Origin of the sequence: Streptomyces sp. NPDC048197, from assembly GCF_043202395.1 — a bacterium.
GTDB lineage: Bacteria > Actinomycetota > Actinomycetes > Streptomycetales > Streptomycetaceae > Streptomyces > Streptomyces siderophoricus.
In genome coordinates, this window is sequence record NZ_JBIDAJ010000034.1 from 68,473 (window position 1) to 84,534 (window position 16,062).

Genomic DNA, 16,062 nt, shown 5'->3' on the forward strand with positions numbered 1-16,062 from the left:
GCGCTGGCCGGCATAGCAACGGCCGTGCTCTGGTGCGGCGGCGCTGCCCACTTAACCTATCCGGTCACAGCACCAGCTCATTCCACGGTGCGTCTGCGGTCAGAACGCCGCCCGGCCGGAGACGCCGACGTGCTCAACGCGACCACCGGCGGGGCGACGGACGCAAGCCTGATGAGCGCGTGAGTCTCCAGACGGTGCCGTACGGGCAAGCGGAAGCAGGCAGGGTTGTGTGAGCTGTACCGCGAACGCTCGGAGCGTTGGTTCGCCGCACTCACGCAGAAGAAACTCAAGTGTGGCGTGTGCCGCTCCGCCCAGGCACTCGAAGGCGACATCCGGTCTCCGACTCAGGTCACCAGCGGAAGACACCGCCCCAGGCACGCTCCGCCAGGTCGAGACTGCTGTCTGCACGGTGTTCAGCCGGCGGGCACCACGTTGGTTGCGTCCACCGCTGGGCGCAGGGCCCGGGCGAGCCTGACGCCATCGCCAACGGCCCAGAAGTGGACGAAGAACAGGCGAGGTTCGTCCGTCAAACCGTGGTTGTGCAGCTCAACGAGCTCGGCCCCGGCACGCCGCAGGGCCGCCAGAACGTGCTGGACTTCCTTGGCGATCATGGCGCAGTCACCACTGATCGCGGCTCGACCTCCGCCGAGCGGCTGGAAGTTGAACGCACTGGTCGACCCCAGACCGGGGGGAAGCACCAGTCTGCCGTCGGTGATGGTCTCGCGGCGGACGAAGATGCACTTGTAGATGCCGTCGTCGACGGAGCCCTTCGCACCCAGCGCGGCATCGATTCCTTCGGTGTCCAGGTCGACGCGCTGTCGCCGGGTCGACGGCAGCGGGGCCGGGGTGCCGGTGAGGTTGAACGCTGCGCGGAGACCGCGGGCCACAGCCATCGGGTGGTGACCATGCGCATGGATATGGATCCACCAGATATGGGGGCTTTGGGAGAGGAGATGCTTGTGGATCGCTGTCAGCCCGATCTTGTGCTCGTGCAGAACATCGATGAACGGCTGCAGTTCGTGCTCGGTGACCACCACGTCACCCATCACCATCGTGCTCTTGTCGGCGTAGCGTACGAAGGACACGTGCGAGCCGAGGGCGAGCTCCGGTTTGACGGCGACGTGACGGGAGTGCACCCGCAGGTCCCGGCGTGGGAAGGCGGTGTGGTACATCATCTTTCGCTTCATATCGCCTGCCCGGCCCAGCGTCTTGGCCACGCTCTTCCAGTGCGACCGAGCTGTGGACACTGGCTTGATCAGGCCGTGGCCGTTCGCCTCGGCCATCCCTGTGGGCAGGGCCCGAGCGGGGGACGGTGCCCCGGCCAGCATCGGAGCCAGGGCGGCCGCGGCCAGCACCCGCCGCCGCGGCGCACCTGCGTGCGGGTAGCTGTCCTGCTGTCTGCCTTCAGCCGTCATGTCAACACCTCCGTGACGGCATGGAAGCACGACGAGGTGGAACAGATGGCTTTACCGTCATCGCTTGGGGCCAAGTGGACTAAGAATTCCCCCAGGTCGCCACAGCCCCTCAGCGACCCTACGAACGGCCGGCCCAGCCCAAAGTCCATGCGCTGTGGTGATGATCTCTGTGTGACTGCGGTGGTGGCTTGGCCACGCAGGTCGTTTCTTCCTCCACCCTGCTTGCAATTTTGGTCTGGCGTCAGTTCCACGGCAGTCACGCAGAACTGTCACGCACGGAACTCAACGTGGGGAGAGGTCCCCGCGAACGGCAACATGGGGAAGCGTGCCCGGAAAGGTGCCCGGAAACGTGATCGCCTTCCCTCCGCTCTAGGCGATGCCTCAAATGATCTTGCGTTGTGAATCTTGGTTGAGTGGCATACCGCCATGAACTGCCGTATACCGAGGGGGAGTACGTCCAGTCCCTGCTGTCCGAGTCCTTGCGTGGTCGGAAGCGGTCGGACGGCCGCACCGTGCTCAATGGGATCGTGTGGGGGGAAGTTCCGTACCGGAGCCGCTTGGCAGGACGTGCCCGAGCGGTACGGTCCGTGGGCCACGCTGCACACCCGGTTCCGGCGATGGGCTTTGGACGGCACATCCGAGCGGATGATCCAGGCAACCCAGGCCAGGGTGGACGCGGCCCGGGGACATCGACTGGCTCGTGTCGGTCGACTCCAAGGTGGTTGGATCACTCCGGGACTGATGATCCGCGGGTGCGTAGTGGCTCGGCCGAAGCCATGGGAAGTCGCCTACGAGTTGTGGGCGGTGATCGACCCGCTGCTGCCCAAGGTCGAGCGTCGGCCGCGGCATCCGGGACGCAAGCGGCATCCGGGCCGGATCGTGTTCCAGGGCATCCTGTTCGTCCTGCACACCGGAATCGCCTGGGAACACTTGCCGCCCGACCTCGGCTTCGGCTCGGGCATGACCTGGTGGCGCCGCCTTGCAGGGTGGACCGAGGCCGGAGTGTGTCCCCGGCTTCACGAGGTCCTCCTCGCCAAGCTCCGCAGCGCGAACGCCCTGGACTTCTCCGGAGCCGGCCGGACGTGGTGCTGGGCGACCGTGGCCACGACCACGACAAGTACCGCCGCCTGGTCTGGTCTCTCGGCGTGAAACCGCTGATCGCCCGCCGCAGTACCGAGCACGGCTCTGGCCTGGGCAACCAACGCTGGGTCGCGGAGCGTGCGTTCGCCCACCTGCACTGGTTCCGCCCGCTGCGGATCAGCTGGGGGAAACGCGACGACATCCACGAAGCGTTCCTCACCCTCGGATGCGCGCTGATCTGCTGGCGACGCCTGAGCTCAGCTGTCGACCGCTAGTTTTTCTGCAGGGTGCGGGTGACACCCGCGATGACGGCGGTCGTCAGCACCCAGCCGAAGGCGATCAGTAGGTAGGCCAGCCACTGGAGGCCGCCGTTCGACCAGTACCAAGCCGTGCGCTGACCCAGACCGCCGATGGGGATCAGCAGGTCGAGTGTGTAGACGAGGGGCTGAAACGGGGAGCCTTGTCCTCGTTGGACGGGGTTGGGGGAGTGCGTGCCGAAGGACAGCGTGCCCAGCAAGGTCAGCGCGAGGAGCCAGACGCCGGCCAGCCAGGGGCGGTAGCCATAACCGACGGTCGCATCCAGCAGGTGCCCCCACCCACGCGCGGCCGGGGACAGAGTTTGTCGCCGATGGCGCTGTTTGGCCAGGAGTACGCGCCGGGCGTCGTCGTCGTGGCCCGCCTTCCGATACCAACTTGCCAACTGCTCATAGGGCTGGGGGCTGTAGCCCGGGCTGCGTCGAATCCACGCCAGACGGCGGGCCACGGAGTCCTGGCGCCCTACTGCCTCTCGCCGCTCGCCAGCCTCGTCCACCTTGATGGAGCCGTAGACGAAGCCGTCCAACTCCACCACGTCCGGCCAACTGTGGCCGTTATCGTGAAGGAAGGAGACCTGTGCGCCCCGCAGGTCCACGGCGCCGGACGGTGGCCGGGCAAGGGTGAAGTCGAAGTCGACGGCCTGCATCAGCAAGGCGACCAATGACGGGCCGTGGCCGCCAGGCGGCCCGTTCAGGACGGCTCCTTCAAAGGTCAGGTTGTCCGAGATCCGGGCACCCCGCAGCCGTATGGTTCCGTTCGCGATGAACCCGCCGGAGAAGTTGAGGGTCGAGGCCACGGTGTTATCCAGGGCGATCGCCACCCCGCGCTGGCCGGAACCCACCAGGCGTGCGCCCCGCATGTGCAGTCCGCCTGGCAGCTGTGCTCCCATGAGACGGACTTCACCGTGCGCGACAAATCCGTCCTGGCAGTAGACGCCGCCCTCGGCGACCAGTCCGCCGGCGGACACTGCCCATTCCTCGGGTGCGATGATTTCGGCGCCGTTGAGGTTCACGGCGCCGCTCACGTGGGCGTTGATGAGCGACAAGGCGGTGACCCTTCGGTGGAAGGGCGAGGCGGAGCCGCTTTCCAGGCGAGAGCGCCGCAGGTCGATGCGTCCCTCGATACGGATCAAGCCGGCTTCCACGCCCGGTACTCGGCTGCCCACGATCGCAATCGACTGGGTCGACGCTCCGGAGAGGTCCACGCCCTCCTCGAACCAGCAGTCCTCAAGCCAGAGAGCGTGAGCGATGTGCGCGCCAGCCAGGTTGACGTGCCCGGATATCCGCGCCCCGGCGAGCCTCAGGCACGCGACAGCGCCCGGCTGCGCGGTGTTCGCGCCCTGGAGGAGCGCCACGATCACGGCGGCCCGAACCGTCCGCTCGGGGCCCCACTGTCCACCTTCGGCCACCCGGTCTTCCTCAGGCACACCCGTGCACAGGTCCACGCAGCGTCCCTCGGGAAACGCATCCCACAGCTCACGCTCTGGTGAAGTCAACTCGTCGTAGGAGAGCACCCATGCAGAGTAGTGATCTTCTTCCGCGCTCGCCTTGCCTTACCGCGCGCGGATCGGAGAGCTGTCCATTCTGTTAGCGGTCCTTAGAGCTCGATCTGCCCTGTCAGCCACCATTCGAGGTACTTGCCCAGACTCGGCGCCACCCAGGTGCGGCTGTCGTCCTCGTGGTTCCAGACGAAGACATCCGGCCGGTCGATCTTGGCGAGGAGCGCGAACAAGTCTCCGTTCCCCGCGTCCGCGAAGAAAAGCAGTGGGTCGAACGGCATGTACAGGGTGGCGAGCTCACTGTCCTGGCGGAGACTCTGGTTCTCGGAGACGATGCGCTCGGCAGACCAGATGAGCTCGGCGCCGTACTCACCTTCGATGCCGTTGCTCTCGCGGAGTAGGGCAGCGAGGTCAGCGGGCATGGGATGACCGAGGACCGTGGCGCAGCGGAGCAGCGACGACTCCGATGCAGGAGCCTGGAAGGCGGTCGTGGCGGGCAGGGCAGTGACCACTTCGGTCCACATGGTTGGCGACCAATCGACATCGGTTGTTGTTGGAGACAGCAGCAATCAGGGCAGGGGCCACCACGCTCGGCGCGAACCGGCGTGGGCGTATCGCCTCAGTGAAGCCCAAGATCACGCAACCGGCATCGGCGCACGCGTGTGTCGGCTTCGTTGATCTGTAGGGGCAGTGCTTGGTGACCGTTTCGGAGGAAGTTGGTGATTGCCTGGCGCACGGGCCTTGATGGGAACCGACGGCGCTGTCGTGTCGAAGGACGGGGGACGGCCAGCCGCTTGTCACAGCGGCCGGACGTCCATGGGGTCGCCGGAGCCGGGGGTGAACGTCGTGCCGAGGTGGTACTGCGCGATCCCGAAGGGTTGGAAATCGGCATCGGCGAGGATGCGGTAGAGGAATTCGGAGGTGGAGATGTCGTACCGGTGCCATCCGCCGACGTCGTGGGACCGCGCGAGGATGGGGTAATCGCCCGGCTGGTTGGCATCGATGAGCCAGCAGTATTCGTCGGCCCATTCGGTGGAGCCCCACTCAACCAGTCCCTTGCCGCCCGGCACGTAGGTTGCGTAGGGATCGGCGGCGGAGAGGTCTTTGGACGTGTTGTCCTGGTCGACGGACAGGGAGACCCGCCACTGTCTCAGGAGGTCGAACGAGATGCCCTCGTCGCGCCCCAGAAAGTAGACGGAATCACTGAAGACGCCGCCGCCGAACGCCTCGTAGAGCTCCTTGTAGTCAGCCGGCAGCGGAACTCCCAGTTCTGCTTCGATCGCCGCCCAGTCGACGGAGATCCCGAGCGGCTCCCACCCGGTCAGTTCGATCACTCGCTGAACCCACATGCAACCATCTTTTAGCACCGGTCCTCGTTCCGATGTCCCTCCCCCCTCTCAAAGCCGTCGCCTGGCCAATCCGGCGAACCTGTGCCGCCATGGCACCCGCAGTCGGTGGGGGCGAAGTATGTGCCGTGCCGGCGACGCGAACGCGTTGAGGTCCATAGCGGGCAAGGCACCCGAGTAGGAAGGCCAACCGCTCCTCACCATGGCCTTGATCGTCCAGCCGGGCGAACCAAGCGGGCACGGCACTAGGGTCCGTCTGCAAAGATCACTTTTCCGCCGTTACGCCCTGGACGGCGTGTTCACCCGCTCTCCGTAGCAGATCCAGGCCCGCGCCGATGCGGCCGATGACATGGACTGGTGCTGGTACAGATCGACTCCACCCTCGTTCGCGCTCACCAGCACGCCGCCGACACCGGCTGAAAAAAGTCGGTGGGGTGTTCAATGCGCTCAGTTCGGCCTTCGTTTCCATAGTCCTGTCCATCCCGGCTGCGCGTGTCGTGATCACCGGTCCGAATGGCTGACTGCTGCCGCCTGTTGCGTCGGCGTACCCATCGTCATGACGGCCGGTCGGATTGAGTGATGCTGCGGGCGCCAGCGGGGTGCCTGCTCCACCGGGCGACTATCCGGGTGAGGCCGAGAGGGGCTGGATGTGGAAGGTGTACCGCCGGACGCCTGGAAGTGGGAAGTCGACCGTTCGTCCGACCCGCGGCGCGAGCCCGGACCGATCAATGTGCAGAGATACGCATTCGTACCGGCCTACGCCGGGATCGCCACGATCTTCGGGCTGCCGCTGTGCCTCAACCCGGACGATCTGCGTGCCGGTCATGTCGATGTGGCGGTCCTGGGAGCGCCGGTGGACATGTCCACCGGACACCGGGGGGCGGCTTACGGGCCGCGCGCCATCCGCTCTGACGAGCGGATCCTGCCCCACACACCGCAGATGCTGGTCAATCCCAGCACACGCATCAAGCCGTTCGAGGAATTGACGGTGGTCGACTACGGCGATGCCGCGGTCGACCCCTTCAGTATCGACAATTCCATGGAACCGATCCGTACTCTCGTCCGAGAGATCGCCGGGACCGGCGCAATCCCTATCGTGCTCGGCGGGGACCACTCGATCCTGTGGCCGGATGTCGCGGCCGTGGCGGATGTGCATGGGGCAGGCAAGGTCGGGGTCCTCCACTTCGATGCGCATCCGGATTGCTCCCACGACCTGCTCGGTCATCTCGCCTCGCACGCGACACCGATCCGCCGGTTGATCGAGGACGAACATATCCCCGGACGCAACTTCATCCAGATCGGCCTGCGCAGTGCAATCGCACCCGACGCCGAACTGTTCGGCTGGATGCGTGACCACGGCTTGCGCACGCACTTCATGGCTGAGATCGACCGCCGCGGATTCCACGTAGTCCTTCAAGACGCCATCGAAGAGGCACTGGACGGGCCGGAATACTTGTTCGTGTCGCTGGACATCGACGTGCTGGACCCTGCCTTCGCGCCCGGTACCGGCACGCCGGAGCCGCCCGGTCTGACCAACCGCGAACTGTTGCCGGCCATCCGCCGGATCTGTCACGAGACGCCGGTCGTGGGCATGGATATCGTCGAAGTCGCGCCTCACCTCGATCCCGGCTACACCACGACGATGAACGCCCGCCGGGCCATCTTCGAGGCGCTGACCGGGATTGCGATGCGACGCAAGGGCGTGCCTGGGCCCGATTATGTGGACCCGGCAGTCTTCGGCCCGGCGCCTGGGCGTGATCCGTTGGAAGACGGACCCTAGGCAGCCCTTCGTACCGCCCCTGGGCACGATTTCGAGGGCCAGGGCGACGTTGTAGCCAGCGGCGCCGTGCCGTGGTGTTGCCGGTGGATGACATGGCTGGGGCGTAGCGGGACATGGCCGGGACGTAGTCGAGGTGGCCGCGGACCGGTGGGACGTCGGCGGGCCGGTCGACGGTTCGCTTCAGGGGCGCTCGGACGCGGATTGCCGGGCTATCCCTTGTTTCCCAGTCTGCCCAGTGCCTTGGCCACCCGGTCGACGGCCGTGCAGACCTCGTCGGGCTGGCGGGCGGTGTAGCAGAGGCGGAAGAAGCCAGGGGCGGGGCAGGACATCACGCCTCCGGGGAGAAGGGTGACTTCGGCGGCGGGGCCGGCGAGGTAGTGGAAGAGGAAGACCTCGTTGGGGTCCAGGTCGTGAGCCTTGAGGGGCAGCACTTCACTGACCTCGTCGCCGCTCTTCGGCGGGCGCTTGCCCAGCCAACTGGTGAGGTCGAGCCAGAAGAACTGTGCGGCGTTGCTCTGGGGCTCGTGGACGTACGGGATCTTGTTCGCGTCCAGCCGGGCCTTGACCTTGGTGAAGCTGGCGTCAAGGAGCCCGGGGTAGCGCTTCATCGCATAGGTCGTGTACAGCTCCGAGCTGCCGTTGACGGTGGTGGTCAGGACCGCGCCGATGACGAAGTGCTTCAGGGAGTCGAACGGAGTGAACCAGGACATCGGGTGGCGCTTCTCCGCCACGTCGTGCGTTCCGAGCATGGCGCGCTGCACCGGCCCGTACTTGGAGACGAGGAAACCGGTGCGGAGACCGGAGAGCCCGAAGTCCTTGGCGAAGCCCCAGACGACGTGCACCCGCTCCGGAGACTTCGCGTAGGCGCTCAGTGCAACGGCGCTGGTGAACGGCACTGTGATCTTGGGCAGTTGGGAGTGGCAGTAGATCTCGTCGGAAACGATGTGCATGTCCGTGTGGTCGAGTGCCCAGGCGTAGATCTGCTCCAGCAGCTCCTTGGGGTAGTTCACGCCCAAGGGGTTGTGCGGGTTGGTGAGGACCAGCAGCCGCGGCGCCTTGCCGGTCCGCTTTCGCGTCGCCTCGTACTGGTCCTTGATCAGGTCGAGGGTGAGCTGGAAGCGCTTGGGGCCCGAAGTGGGAAGGTTCACCGGGACACAGGTCAGTTTGGGCCGCTGTTCGAAGGACCAGCTGAACCCCTGCCAGAACGGTGCGGGCAGCAGCACCGCGTCCCCGTCGACCAGCGGCGGGGGCCCGGACTCCGAGCCTCTCGGCTTGTCCTTGAGGGCAAAGGCCAGGCACTCCAGCGCCGAGGCGACACCCGCCGTACCGAAGACATCGTCCGCAGCCACCGTGGCGCCGAACGCCCTGGTCAGAAGCTTGGCCACCTGCCTGCGGAGGGCCGGTGTGCCGTAGGGGGAGAAATAGTTGATGTACTGCTCGGGCAGCAGACGGGTGTAATCGAACACCAGCTTCTGCATGGAGTCCTGGTAGACGAGGACGTTCTCCGCCACGGAGAGGTCGATCGCGGTCGGGGGCGCCAGGTGCTGGTGGTAGAAGGCGAGCGCCTGCTCCAAGTCGGGGAGGTGCGTGAGGAGCTCGACTGCCTCTTCGGGCCGCACGTTCTGATGCTGACTGCTGGAGGTGGATTCGGTAGCCATGGGTGTCTGCTCTTTCCCGCTCGCAGGTCACTTAGAAGGCGGACACAGCCTTGCCGGTCCGCACGCGCATGAGGCCAGCGGACCACGCCCCACCCCTGCCCGCCACCGCTCGGCGGCCATCCGGCACGGCCGGCCACCCGCGGCCCGGCGCCACTGTCATATCTGGTGATGACGCCCGGGCCATCTTTGGCAGTCCGCTCCGACAGGCGATCTTGTAGCCTCTTTGTTCGTGAGGAGCCTTCCGGGGGGTGTCATACCGCTGCTCGGACGTTGCTGAGGAACTGCTGAACTCCCTGTACTTTCAGGTGAGTTGTAGCCGTCTGCGGGGTCGCTGATCTGGCGGACGCAGCGGAAGGCGCCGGGCAGTTGAGCATGGCGCGGCGGCGCGCCGCCTGCCTGATTTCCTCGGGCCAGACCGCTCTGGCGACAGTCCGTAAAGATCTCGGGCTGCTGCGAGGGGTGCTTAGGGAGCGTGCAGCGTGCTCATCCATCCATCTCAGGATGTGAAGGCCCGCTGGGGGCCGGAACACGGAGGGCCGCATGGCCCCTGCATGTTCCTCGAAGGCCGGTTCCAGCAAGGGGAGTTGTTGGGCGTACTCACTCGCTCGCCGGGCCGCTCGGTTCCGGGCAGGCTCGGGCCAGGATGGGGGGCCCGGCACGGGCCACGACGCGGTGACCACCCTCGCGCCGAGTGGCGCGCCGGACAGCAGCTTCTGGACGTCCGCGGGAAAACCCCTTGCTCAATGGTCAAGAATCGTTGACCATTGCTCGCATGCCTACAGATGATCTTCCCGAGACGTTTCACGTCACCACTGAGGAGCAGCTGCGCGCCGTCTCCAATCTCACGCGTCACCGGATCATGGCCGTGCTCCGCTTCGAGCCGGCGACGATTACGCAGATCGCCGAGCGGGTTGGCCTTGCGAAGGGGAGTTCCAGCTATCACGTGCGGCTGCTGGAGCGGGCCGGCCTGGTGAAGGTGGTGCGGACACGGAAGGTGCGGGGGGTCACCGAGCGGTACTACGCGATGGCCGCACGGTCGATCGAGCTGCCGGACCCCGGGGCGGGGCAGCCCGATGTGCTGATGCGGCATGCGGTGGCGGACCTGGAGGCATCGCCGGCGGATGGCGAGCGGCACGTACGGATGGCGCATCTGCGGCTCACGGAGGAGCAGTTCGCGCAGCTGGGGGCGCGGCTGGAGGCGCTGGCGGACGAGTACCGGGAGCTGTCCGATCCGTCGCTGCCGGACGCGTCACTCGTCTTCGCACTGTTCCACCCGGCAGCCGGCGAGCAGGCCGAAGGGGGCGCCAAGTGACCTCTAACGTTGGGAAGTTGCCGGCCGGGTTCGGTCGACTGTGGACCGCTCAGACGATCTCCTCGCTCGGTGACGGGGTGATGCAGGCCGCGCTGCCGCTGATCGGGTTGACGTTGACGCGGGATCCGATGGCGCTCGCCGTCGTCACGGCCGCCGGGACGCTGCCGTGGGTGCTCTTCGGGGTGCTCGGCGGTGCGCTGGTGGACCGCTGGGACCGTCGGCGCACGATGTGGGTCATGGACGCGGCGCGTGCGGTGCTGCTCGCGGTACCGGCGGCAGCGGCCGCGCTCGACGTGCTGAGCATTCCGCTGCTCGCGGTCGTCGCCTTCCTGCTCGGCCTCGGCGGGCTCTTCTTCGACACGGCCGCCACGGCCTATCTGCCGGATCTGCTCGGCCGCGAGCCCGCACTCCTGGAGCGAGCCAACTCGCGCTTGCGCGGCGCCCAGACCGCCATGTCCGGCTTCGCGGGGCCGCCTGCGGGCAGTGCGCTGCTCGCGCTCGGGCGGGCGGTTCCGCTGCTCGCCGACACGGTGTCGTTCATGCTCTCCGCACTGCTCGTACGGTCGCTTCCCGCGATACCCCGGCCCGTGCCGGAGGTCCGCGAGTCGCTGCTTCGGCAGGCGCGGGCCGGAGCCTCGTACGTCTTCCGGGACCGGTTGCTGCTCGGGCTCGCGCTACGCCCGGCGGTCGGGAACGTCGCGTTCCTCGCTGTGGAGACCGTCCTCGCCCTCTTCGCGCACGACCGCCTCGGCATCGACACCTACGGCTTCGGCCTCCTCCTCACGGCGGAGGCCACCGGCGGTCTGCTCGGTGCAGGCATCGCCTCCTACCTTGGCCGACGGCTCGGCACCGGCACCGCACTGACCTGCACGGCCGCCGTCGAAGGGCTTGCCATTCTGGGCCTGGCCGCTGCCCCGAACCCGTACGTGGCCGGGCTGGCGCTCGCCGTCTGCGGGGCAGGCATGGGCGCCACGATGGTGCTCGGCCCCTCCCTCCGGCAGGCGATCGTCCCGGCCCACCTCATGGGCCGGGTCGCCTCCACCTCCCGCATGCTGGCCATGTGCGCCGCCCCCATCGGGGCCTTCCTCGGCGGCTGGCTGGCCACCACCTACGACATCCGCACCCCGCTCTACGCAGCCGCCGTCCTCCTCCTGGCGATGACGGCCGTCACGGCATCCATGACCAGCAACCGCCGGGTCGAAGCGGCGCTGCGTGCCGCCGCCCCGGCCGGAGGTCCAGATCACCCGGCATCCAAGGAACCCGCCCAGGAGAGTGCACCCGACTTGTTGTGACGCCTGCCGCGAGCCGGCTCGCCGCCCGGTACGGCTTCCGCATCGTGGCCCCCCTCCGGCCTGGCCCTGGCCGGAGGGGGGCTGCTGGCGCTGGGCATGGTGCCCGCCGACATCGGTCACGGAAACGTGGGGTGGCGGCTGGGAGTCGTCCGGGTCGCGCCCGCCCCGCGGCCTGGTCAACCCGGGCACGCCGATCCCGCCGGCGGACCCGACTTGCCGTTCCTATCGATAATCAATAGATTTCCATCGTAAATCGATGAGGGGAGTGGCGTTGGGAAAGCTGACAGTGCTCGCGCTGCGCGTCGTGATGGTGGCGCTGCACGCCGGATCGGTGTGCGCCCAGGCGGTGATGGTGGCGATGCTGACGGGCGCCATGAAGGAGAGCTTCCTTGCGGGCAGTCGCACTCCGGCCCTCGTGATCATGTGCCTGGGCGTCGTGACGGTCCAGGTCGTCCTGGTCTCCGTGTGGCGGCTGGTGACGATGATGCAACGCGGAACCGTGTTCTCCCACGCCGCATTCCGCTACGTCCACCGCGTGATCGGCGCGTTCGTGGCGGCCGCCCTCCTGGTGCTCGCGCTCGGGGCGGTCCTGGCGTCGGGTCAGATCGTGTCCCTGGGCGTGGTGGCCCTGTTGGGTGGGGTTTCCCTGGCGGTCTTCGGGGTCGCGCTCATCGTGCTCGTGCTGCGGATGCTGCTCGCGCAGGCCGTCGTACGCGACGTCGAGGCGTCGCAGCTGGGGGCCGAGCTGGCCGAGGTGATCTGATGCCGATCGTCGTCGACATCGATGTGATGCTGGCCAAGCGGAAGATGTCCGTGGGCGAACTGGCGGACCGGGTGGGGATCACACCCGCCAACCTGGCGGTGCTCAAGAACGGCCGTGCCAAGGCGGTGCGCTTCACCACGCTCGCCGCGCTGTGCGAAGTGCTGGAGTGCCAGCCCGGAGACCTGTTGCACTACGAGCCCGAGGACCCCAGTGATGGGGTCAAGGCCGCGCACGAATCCGGAGCATCCGCCCCAGTTGGATCCCCGCCGCGGTGACCGTAGCCGCGGTGGCCGGCCGCCCGCACACCCTCACCAGGTGCGCCCTCGACCGTCCCTGCTGCCCGACCCGCTCCGCCTGATCTTTGGCAAGCCCCCGAGTGACGACCTGACGACGACGCTCCGCATACCTCACCCTCGCGGCCGCGCGGACCGTCACCTTTCCGGCCCGGGCCGTCGCCGTACTGCCTGCCGCCGGTCGGCGCCTGCCGCGCGCCGAACGTACCGATGACGGACTTCACAAGGAGGCCGGCAGACATGACAACAGCACGCCTCTCCTATCGGATCGGAAAAACAGACCGGGCCGATGTCCTGGTGGTCGGAGCTGGACTGGCCGGACTGAACACCGCCACACTCCTGGCCCGCCAAGGCCACGACGTGCTTCTGGTCGAACGCCGAACCAGTCTTGCCGGTGCGATCCGCACCACCGGAATCTTCGTGCGGAAGACACTCGACGACTTCCCGCTGTCCCCTGACCACCTCGGACCACCGATCCGACGCGTGGTCCTCTACCCTCCTGACCTGCGCCGGCCGGTCAGCCTCACCAGCCCCCGCGATGAGTACCGGGTGGGCGACATGGCGCCGCTCTACGAAGCGTCCGCCGCCACCGCGGTCGACGCCGGCGTACGGATGGCACTGGGCACGCGCTACGCCGGCCGACAGGGCAACCTCTTCCACCTGGCCGGTCGCCACGGGCCGAGCACGGTTCGGGCCCGCTTCGTTGTCGGCGCTGACGGGGCCCGCTCACGAGTCGCCCGCGACCTCGCGCTCGACCGCAACCACCACCTGATCGTCGGCGCCGAAGAGGTCTTCGAACTACCCGGAAGCGACCAGCCACCGACATTCCACTGCGTACTCGACCCCTCACTTGCCCCCGGCTACCTGGCATGGGTAGTGAACGACGGGCAACACGCCCATGTCGGAGTCGCAGGCTACGCCAACCGCTATCCCGACGGTCTTCGTCGAGCCATGGAGCGGTTCAGCGCCTCAGCGCCCGGACTGACCGGCGTCGAACGTCACGGAACGGTGGAGCGGCGCGCAGGCCTCATACCGGTCGGCGGCCTGCTGCGCCGGATCAGCTGCACCGACGGGCTTCTCGTGGGGGATGCAGCAGGCGCGGTCTCCCCACTCACCGCCGGCGGCCTGGACCCGTGCCTCCGGCAGTCCAAACTCGCAGTCGAGGTCCTCAACGACGCACTGCGCACCGGGAATGCGGACGCGATGACCCACTACGACGGAGCCGCACTCCGCCCCCACTTCCGCGGACGGCTCACGCTGCGCCGGGCATGGTCCCATGTGCGGACGCCCACCACAGCGGCAGTGGCATTCAACCTTGTCCGTACGCCGTTCGGCCGGGCTGCGGCAAGCCGAATCCTCTTCGGCGACCGATCCTTCCCCGACCCGCATTGAAGTGAACTCACCGAAAAAGAGACCAAGTCATGCCTTCATTCCCCATACCAGCGACTACCAAGCTCCTCACCATGACGGCGGGACTGGTGGTTGCCTGTGGACTCCTGACGGCCTGCGGTGCCGAGAGCGCCGACAGTGCCAAGAGTTCCGAGGTGACGTACAAAGCCTGGACTGAAGGAGGCAACCTGGAGTCCGTCAGGCACGACTACGTCGATGGCCTCAACGGCGCGGTGAGCGTGCCGGCGGAGGTGAGTGGAGCCAAATGGAGCACGGAGGAGGACGGTGGGCACGCTCCACGCCTCAAGGTCGTGCCCACTCACCAGGGCGTGGCGCACTGTCTCCTGATGGAACACAACGGCCACGTTCTGGACCAACGGAAGGGAGCAGCAGGCCAGCCGGTGGCCTGCTCCGCAAAGCGGTAGGACGTGCACGGTCCTCACGACTTCCCGCCGCGTGCACCTGGTCCGTTGGCATCCGTTCCGGCCATCTCCTTCCTTGGTGTTGCCTCGATGCGGCGAACGGTGGGCAAACCGGGCGCCGCTTCCCAGATCTTCACCGCGAGGGGGTCGGGGTGACGTTGGGCCTCCGCAAGACGCCTGTGCCTCCGGACGCACCGGTCGGTAGGCGCCGAAGTAGGCCATCAGCCGCCGGCGTGAGCCGATCACGTCGGCGAGCGGGGCACGCTGACGAAGAAGGGGAGAATGCACGGCGGGCGCGGCTCTTCCGGGCCCGACGGCACGGGTTTACAGCTCGTTCACCACTACTTACATCGCACTAGGTGAGGTTCGCCCATGGTTGAGCACCGCATGATCGACGTGAACGGTATCCGGCTGCACATCGCGGAGGAGGGCACCGGGCCGCTCGTCGTGCTGCTGCACGGCTTCCCCGAGTCCTGGCACTCCTGGCGCCATCAGTTCGCCCCGCTGGCCGCCGCCGGGTTCCGTGTGGTCGCCCCCGATCAGCGCGGATACGGCCGCAGTGACCATCCGGAGGACGTGGACGCGTACAGCATCCTCCACCTCGTCGGGGACGTGATCGGACTGATCCACGCCCTGGGCGAGAAGCAGGCATTCGTCGTCGGGCACGACTGGGGCGCACCGGTTGCCTGGCACACGGCGCTGCTGCGGCCCGACGTGGTGCGCGGGGTGGCGGGACTGAGCGTGCCGCCACCCTTCCGCGGAGAGCACCCGCCGCTCAAGGCCATGCAGGAGCGGTTCGGCGGACGCTTCTACTGGAACTACTTCAACCAGCCCGGGGTCGCCGACGCCGAGTTCGCCCGGGATACCCGCACCGCCCTGCGCAAGCTGTTCTACTCCGCCTCCGGTGACGCCCCCGGCGCCGGCCGCCCGGATCAGGCATTGGTGACCGACCCGGCGCAGGGCTGGCTGGCGGACATGACCGACCCCGAGGTACTGCCGGACTGGCTCACCGAACAAGATCTGGACGAGCTCACCAAGAACTACGCCAAGGGCTTCACCGGCGCCCTGAACTGGTACCGCAACCTGGACCGCAACTGGGAGCTGACCGCCGCCTGGCACGGCGCGGTCGTCAGTCCGCCCGCGCTGTACCTGTACGGCGACCGCGACTTGGTCCCGGCGTTCCCCGGGACGCTCGAACTCATCGCCAAGCTCCCGGAGTTGATGCCCAACCTGCGCCGGGAGCCGATCGTGCTGCCGGGCTGCGGCCACTGGACCCAGCAGGAGCGGCCCGAGGAAGTGAACGCCGCCCTGGTCGAGTTCCTGACGGAACTGCGGGGCTGAGTGCCGGTGCCTGGCTAGGCCTGCCAGGGCCCCTTGGAGCAACCGATCGTCGTGCTGAGCCTCCCCCTAGATGAATGAGTCCTATGTTCATGCTGGCCGCGACCATGGCGAAGGGCGCCCGTTGGCTCGTGTGTGACGACAAACCTGGACGCCCTTCT

General features: G+C 67.5%; 12 protein-coding genes and 2 pseudogenes. 9 read left to right on the forward strand and 5 right to left on the reverse strand.

Going from position 1 to position 16,062, the window contains the following annotated elements; translation table 11 throughout:
• Positions 1–413: 413 nt before the first annotated feature.
• Positions 414–1,415, reverse strand: coding sequence for a DUF1259 domain-containing protein (locus ACGF4C_RS31885; protein ID WP_393570963.1), 1,002 nt, complete (start codon positions 1,413–1,415; stop codon positions 414–416).
• Positions 1,416–1,934: 519 nt separating this feature from the next.
• Here ACGF4C_RS31885 and ACGF4C_RS31890 point away from each other — a divergent pair.
• Together ACGF4C_RS31890 and ACGF4C_RS31895 are read left to right on the forward strand one after the other, a co-directional pair.
• Positions 1,935–2,051: pseudogene (locus ACGF4C_RS31890) on the forward strand (transposase); the annotation flags it as partial.
• A 105-nt stretch (positions 2,052–2,156) separates the two neighbouring features.
• Positions 2,157–2,770, forward strand: a pseudogene (locus tag ACGF4C_RS31895) (transposase).
• Here the strand turns inward: ACGF4C_RS31895 and ACGF4C_RS31900 are convergent.
• The 3 genes from ACGF4C_RS31900 to ACGF4C_RS31910 form a co-directional block, all read right to left on the reverse strand.
• Positions 2,767–4,323 carry an oxidoreductase gene (locus tag ACGF4C_RS31900; protein ID WP_393570965.1) on the reverse strand — a complete coding sequence of 519 codons (1,557 nt, stop codon included), beginning with the start codon at positions 4,321–4,323 and terminating at the stop codon, positions 2,767–2,769. The pseudogene ACGF4C_RS31895 and the gene ACGF4C_RS31900 sit on opposite strands and share 4 nt — an antisense overlap.
• A gap of 83 nt (positions 4,324–4,406) precedes the next feature.
• The gene (locus ACGF4C_RS31905; protein WP_393570967.1) at positions 4,407–4,832 is read right to left on the reverse strand and encodes an SMI1/KNR4 family protein; all 426 of its coding nucleotides are present in this window, start codon (positions 4,830–4,832) and stop codon (positions 4,407–4,409) included.
• A gap of 273 nt (positions 4,833–5,105) precedes the next feature.
• Positions 5,106–5,642 carry an SMI1/KNR4 family protein gene (locus ACGF4C_RS31910; protein WP_393570969.1) on the reverse strand — a complete coding sequence of 179 codons (537 nt, stop codon included), beginning with the start codon at positions 5,640–5,642 and terminating at the stop codon, positions 5,106–5,108.
• 661 nt (positions 5,643–6,303) lie between these two features.
• On the opposite strand from ACGF4C_RS31910, the gene ACGF4C_RS31915 reads away from it, so the two are divergent.
• Positions 6,304–7,434 carry an agmatinase family protein gene (locus ACGF4C_RS31915; RefSeq protein ID WP_393570971.1) on the forward strand — a complete coding sequence of 377 codons (1,131 nt, stop codon included), beginning with the start codon at positions 6,304–6,306 and terminating at the stop codon, positions 7,432–7,434.
• Between the two features lie 209 nt (positions 7,435–7,643).
• Here ACGF4C_RS31915 and ACGF4C_RS31920 read toward each other — a convergent pair whose 3' ends face one another.
• Positions 7,644–9,092 carry a pyridoxal phosphate-dependent aminotransferase gene (locus tag ACGF4C_RS31920; RefSeq protein WP_393570973.1) on the reverse strand — a complete coding sequence of 483 codons (1,449 nt, stop codon included), beginning with the start codon at positions 9,090–9,092 and terminating at the stop codon, positions 7,644–7,646.
• A 772-nt stretch (positions 9,093–9,864) separates the two neighbouring features.
• Between ACGF4C_RS31920 and ACGF4C_RS31925 the strand changes: the two genes are divergently transcribed.
• The 6 genes from ACGF4C_RS31925 (at position 9,865) to ACGF4C_RS31950 (ending at position 15,904) form a co-directional block, all read left to right on the forward strand.
• Entirely contained in the window at positions 9,865–10,404 is a 540-nt protein-coding gene (locus tag ACGF4C_RS31925) for an ArsR/SmtB family transcription factor (protein WP_393570975.1), read from the forward strand.
• On the forward strand, positions 10,401–11,696 hold the full coding sequence (locus ACGF4C_RS31930; RefSeq protein WP_393570977.1) for an MFS transporter: 1,296 nt from the start codon (positions 10,401–10,403) through the stop codon (positions 11,694–11,696). Before ACGF4C_RS31925 ends, ACGF4C_RS31930 begins: the two co-directional genes overlap by 4 nt.
• A 271-nt stretch (positions 11,697–11,967) precedes the next feature.
• On the forward strand, positions 11,968–12,459 hold the full coding sequence (locus ACGF4C_RS31935; RefSeq protein WP_393570979.1) for a DUF2975 domain-containing protein: 492 nt from the start codon (positions 11,968–11,970) through the stop codon (positions 12,457–12,459).
• Entirely contained in the window at positions 12,459–12,734 is a 276-nt protein-coding gene (locus tag ACGF4C_RS31940) for a helix-turn-helix domain-containing protein (RefSeq protein ID WP_393570981.1), read from the forward strand. The genes ACGF4C_RS31935 and ACGF4C_RS31940 overlap by 1 nt, the downstream gene beginning before the upstream one ends.
• 258 nt (positions 12,735–12,992) lie before the next feature.
• The gene (locus tag ACGF4C_RS31945; protein ID WP_393570983.1) at positions 12,993–14,144 is read left to right on the forward strand and encodes an FAD-dependent oxidoreductase; all 1,152 of its coding nucleotides are present in this window, start codon (positions 12,993–12,995) and stop codon (positions 14,142–14,144) included.
• 791 nt (positions 14,145–14,935) lie between these two features.
• On the forward strand, positions 14,936–15,904 hold the full coding sequence (locus ACGF4C_RS31950) for an alpha/beta fold hydrolase (protein WP_393570985.1): 969 nt from the start codon (positions 14,936–14,938) through the stop codon (positions 15,902–15,904).
• The last annotated feature ends 158 nt before the right edge of the window (positions 15,905–16,062 follow it).

What these genes read in the sequence shown, in the direction of transcription:
- ACGF4C_RS31885 (WP_393570963.1), bottom strand. Translation starts at nt 1,415, where the DNA reads ATGACGGCTGAAGGCAGACAGCAGGACAGCTACCCGCACGCAGGTGCG.
- ACGF4C_RS31905 (WP_393570967.1), bottom strand. Translation starts at nt 4,832, where the DNA reads ATGTGGACCGAAGTGGTCACTGCCCTGCCCGCCACGACCGCCTTCCAG.
- ACGF4C_RS31920 (WP_393570973.1), bottom strand. Translation starts at nt 9,092, where the DNA reads ATGGCTACCGAATCCACCTCCAGCAGTCAGCATCAGAACGTGCGGCCC.
- ACGF4C_RS31925 (WP_393570975.1), top strand. Translation starts at nt 9,865, where the DNA reads ATGCCTACAGATGATCTTCCCGAGACGTTTCACGTCACCACTGAGGAG.
- ACGF4C_RS31940 (WP_393570981.1), top strand. Translation starts at nt 12,459, where the DNA reads ATGCCGATCGTCGTCGACATCGATGTGATGCTGGCCAAGCGGAAGATG.
- ACGF4C_RS31945 (WP_393570983.1), top strand. Translation starts at nt 12,993, where the DNA reads ATGACAACAGCACGCCTCTCCTATCGGATCGGAAAAACAGACCGGGCC.
- ACGF4C_RS31950 (WP_393570985.1), top strand. Translation starts at nt 14,936, where the DNA reads ATGGTTGAGCACCGCATGATCGACGTGAACGGTATCCGGCTGCACATC.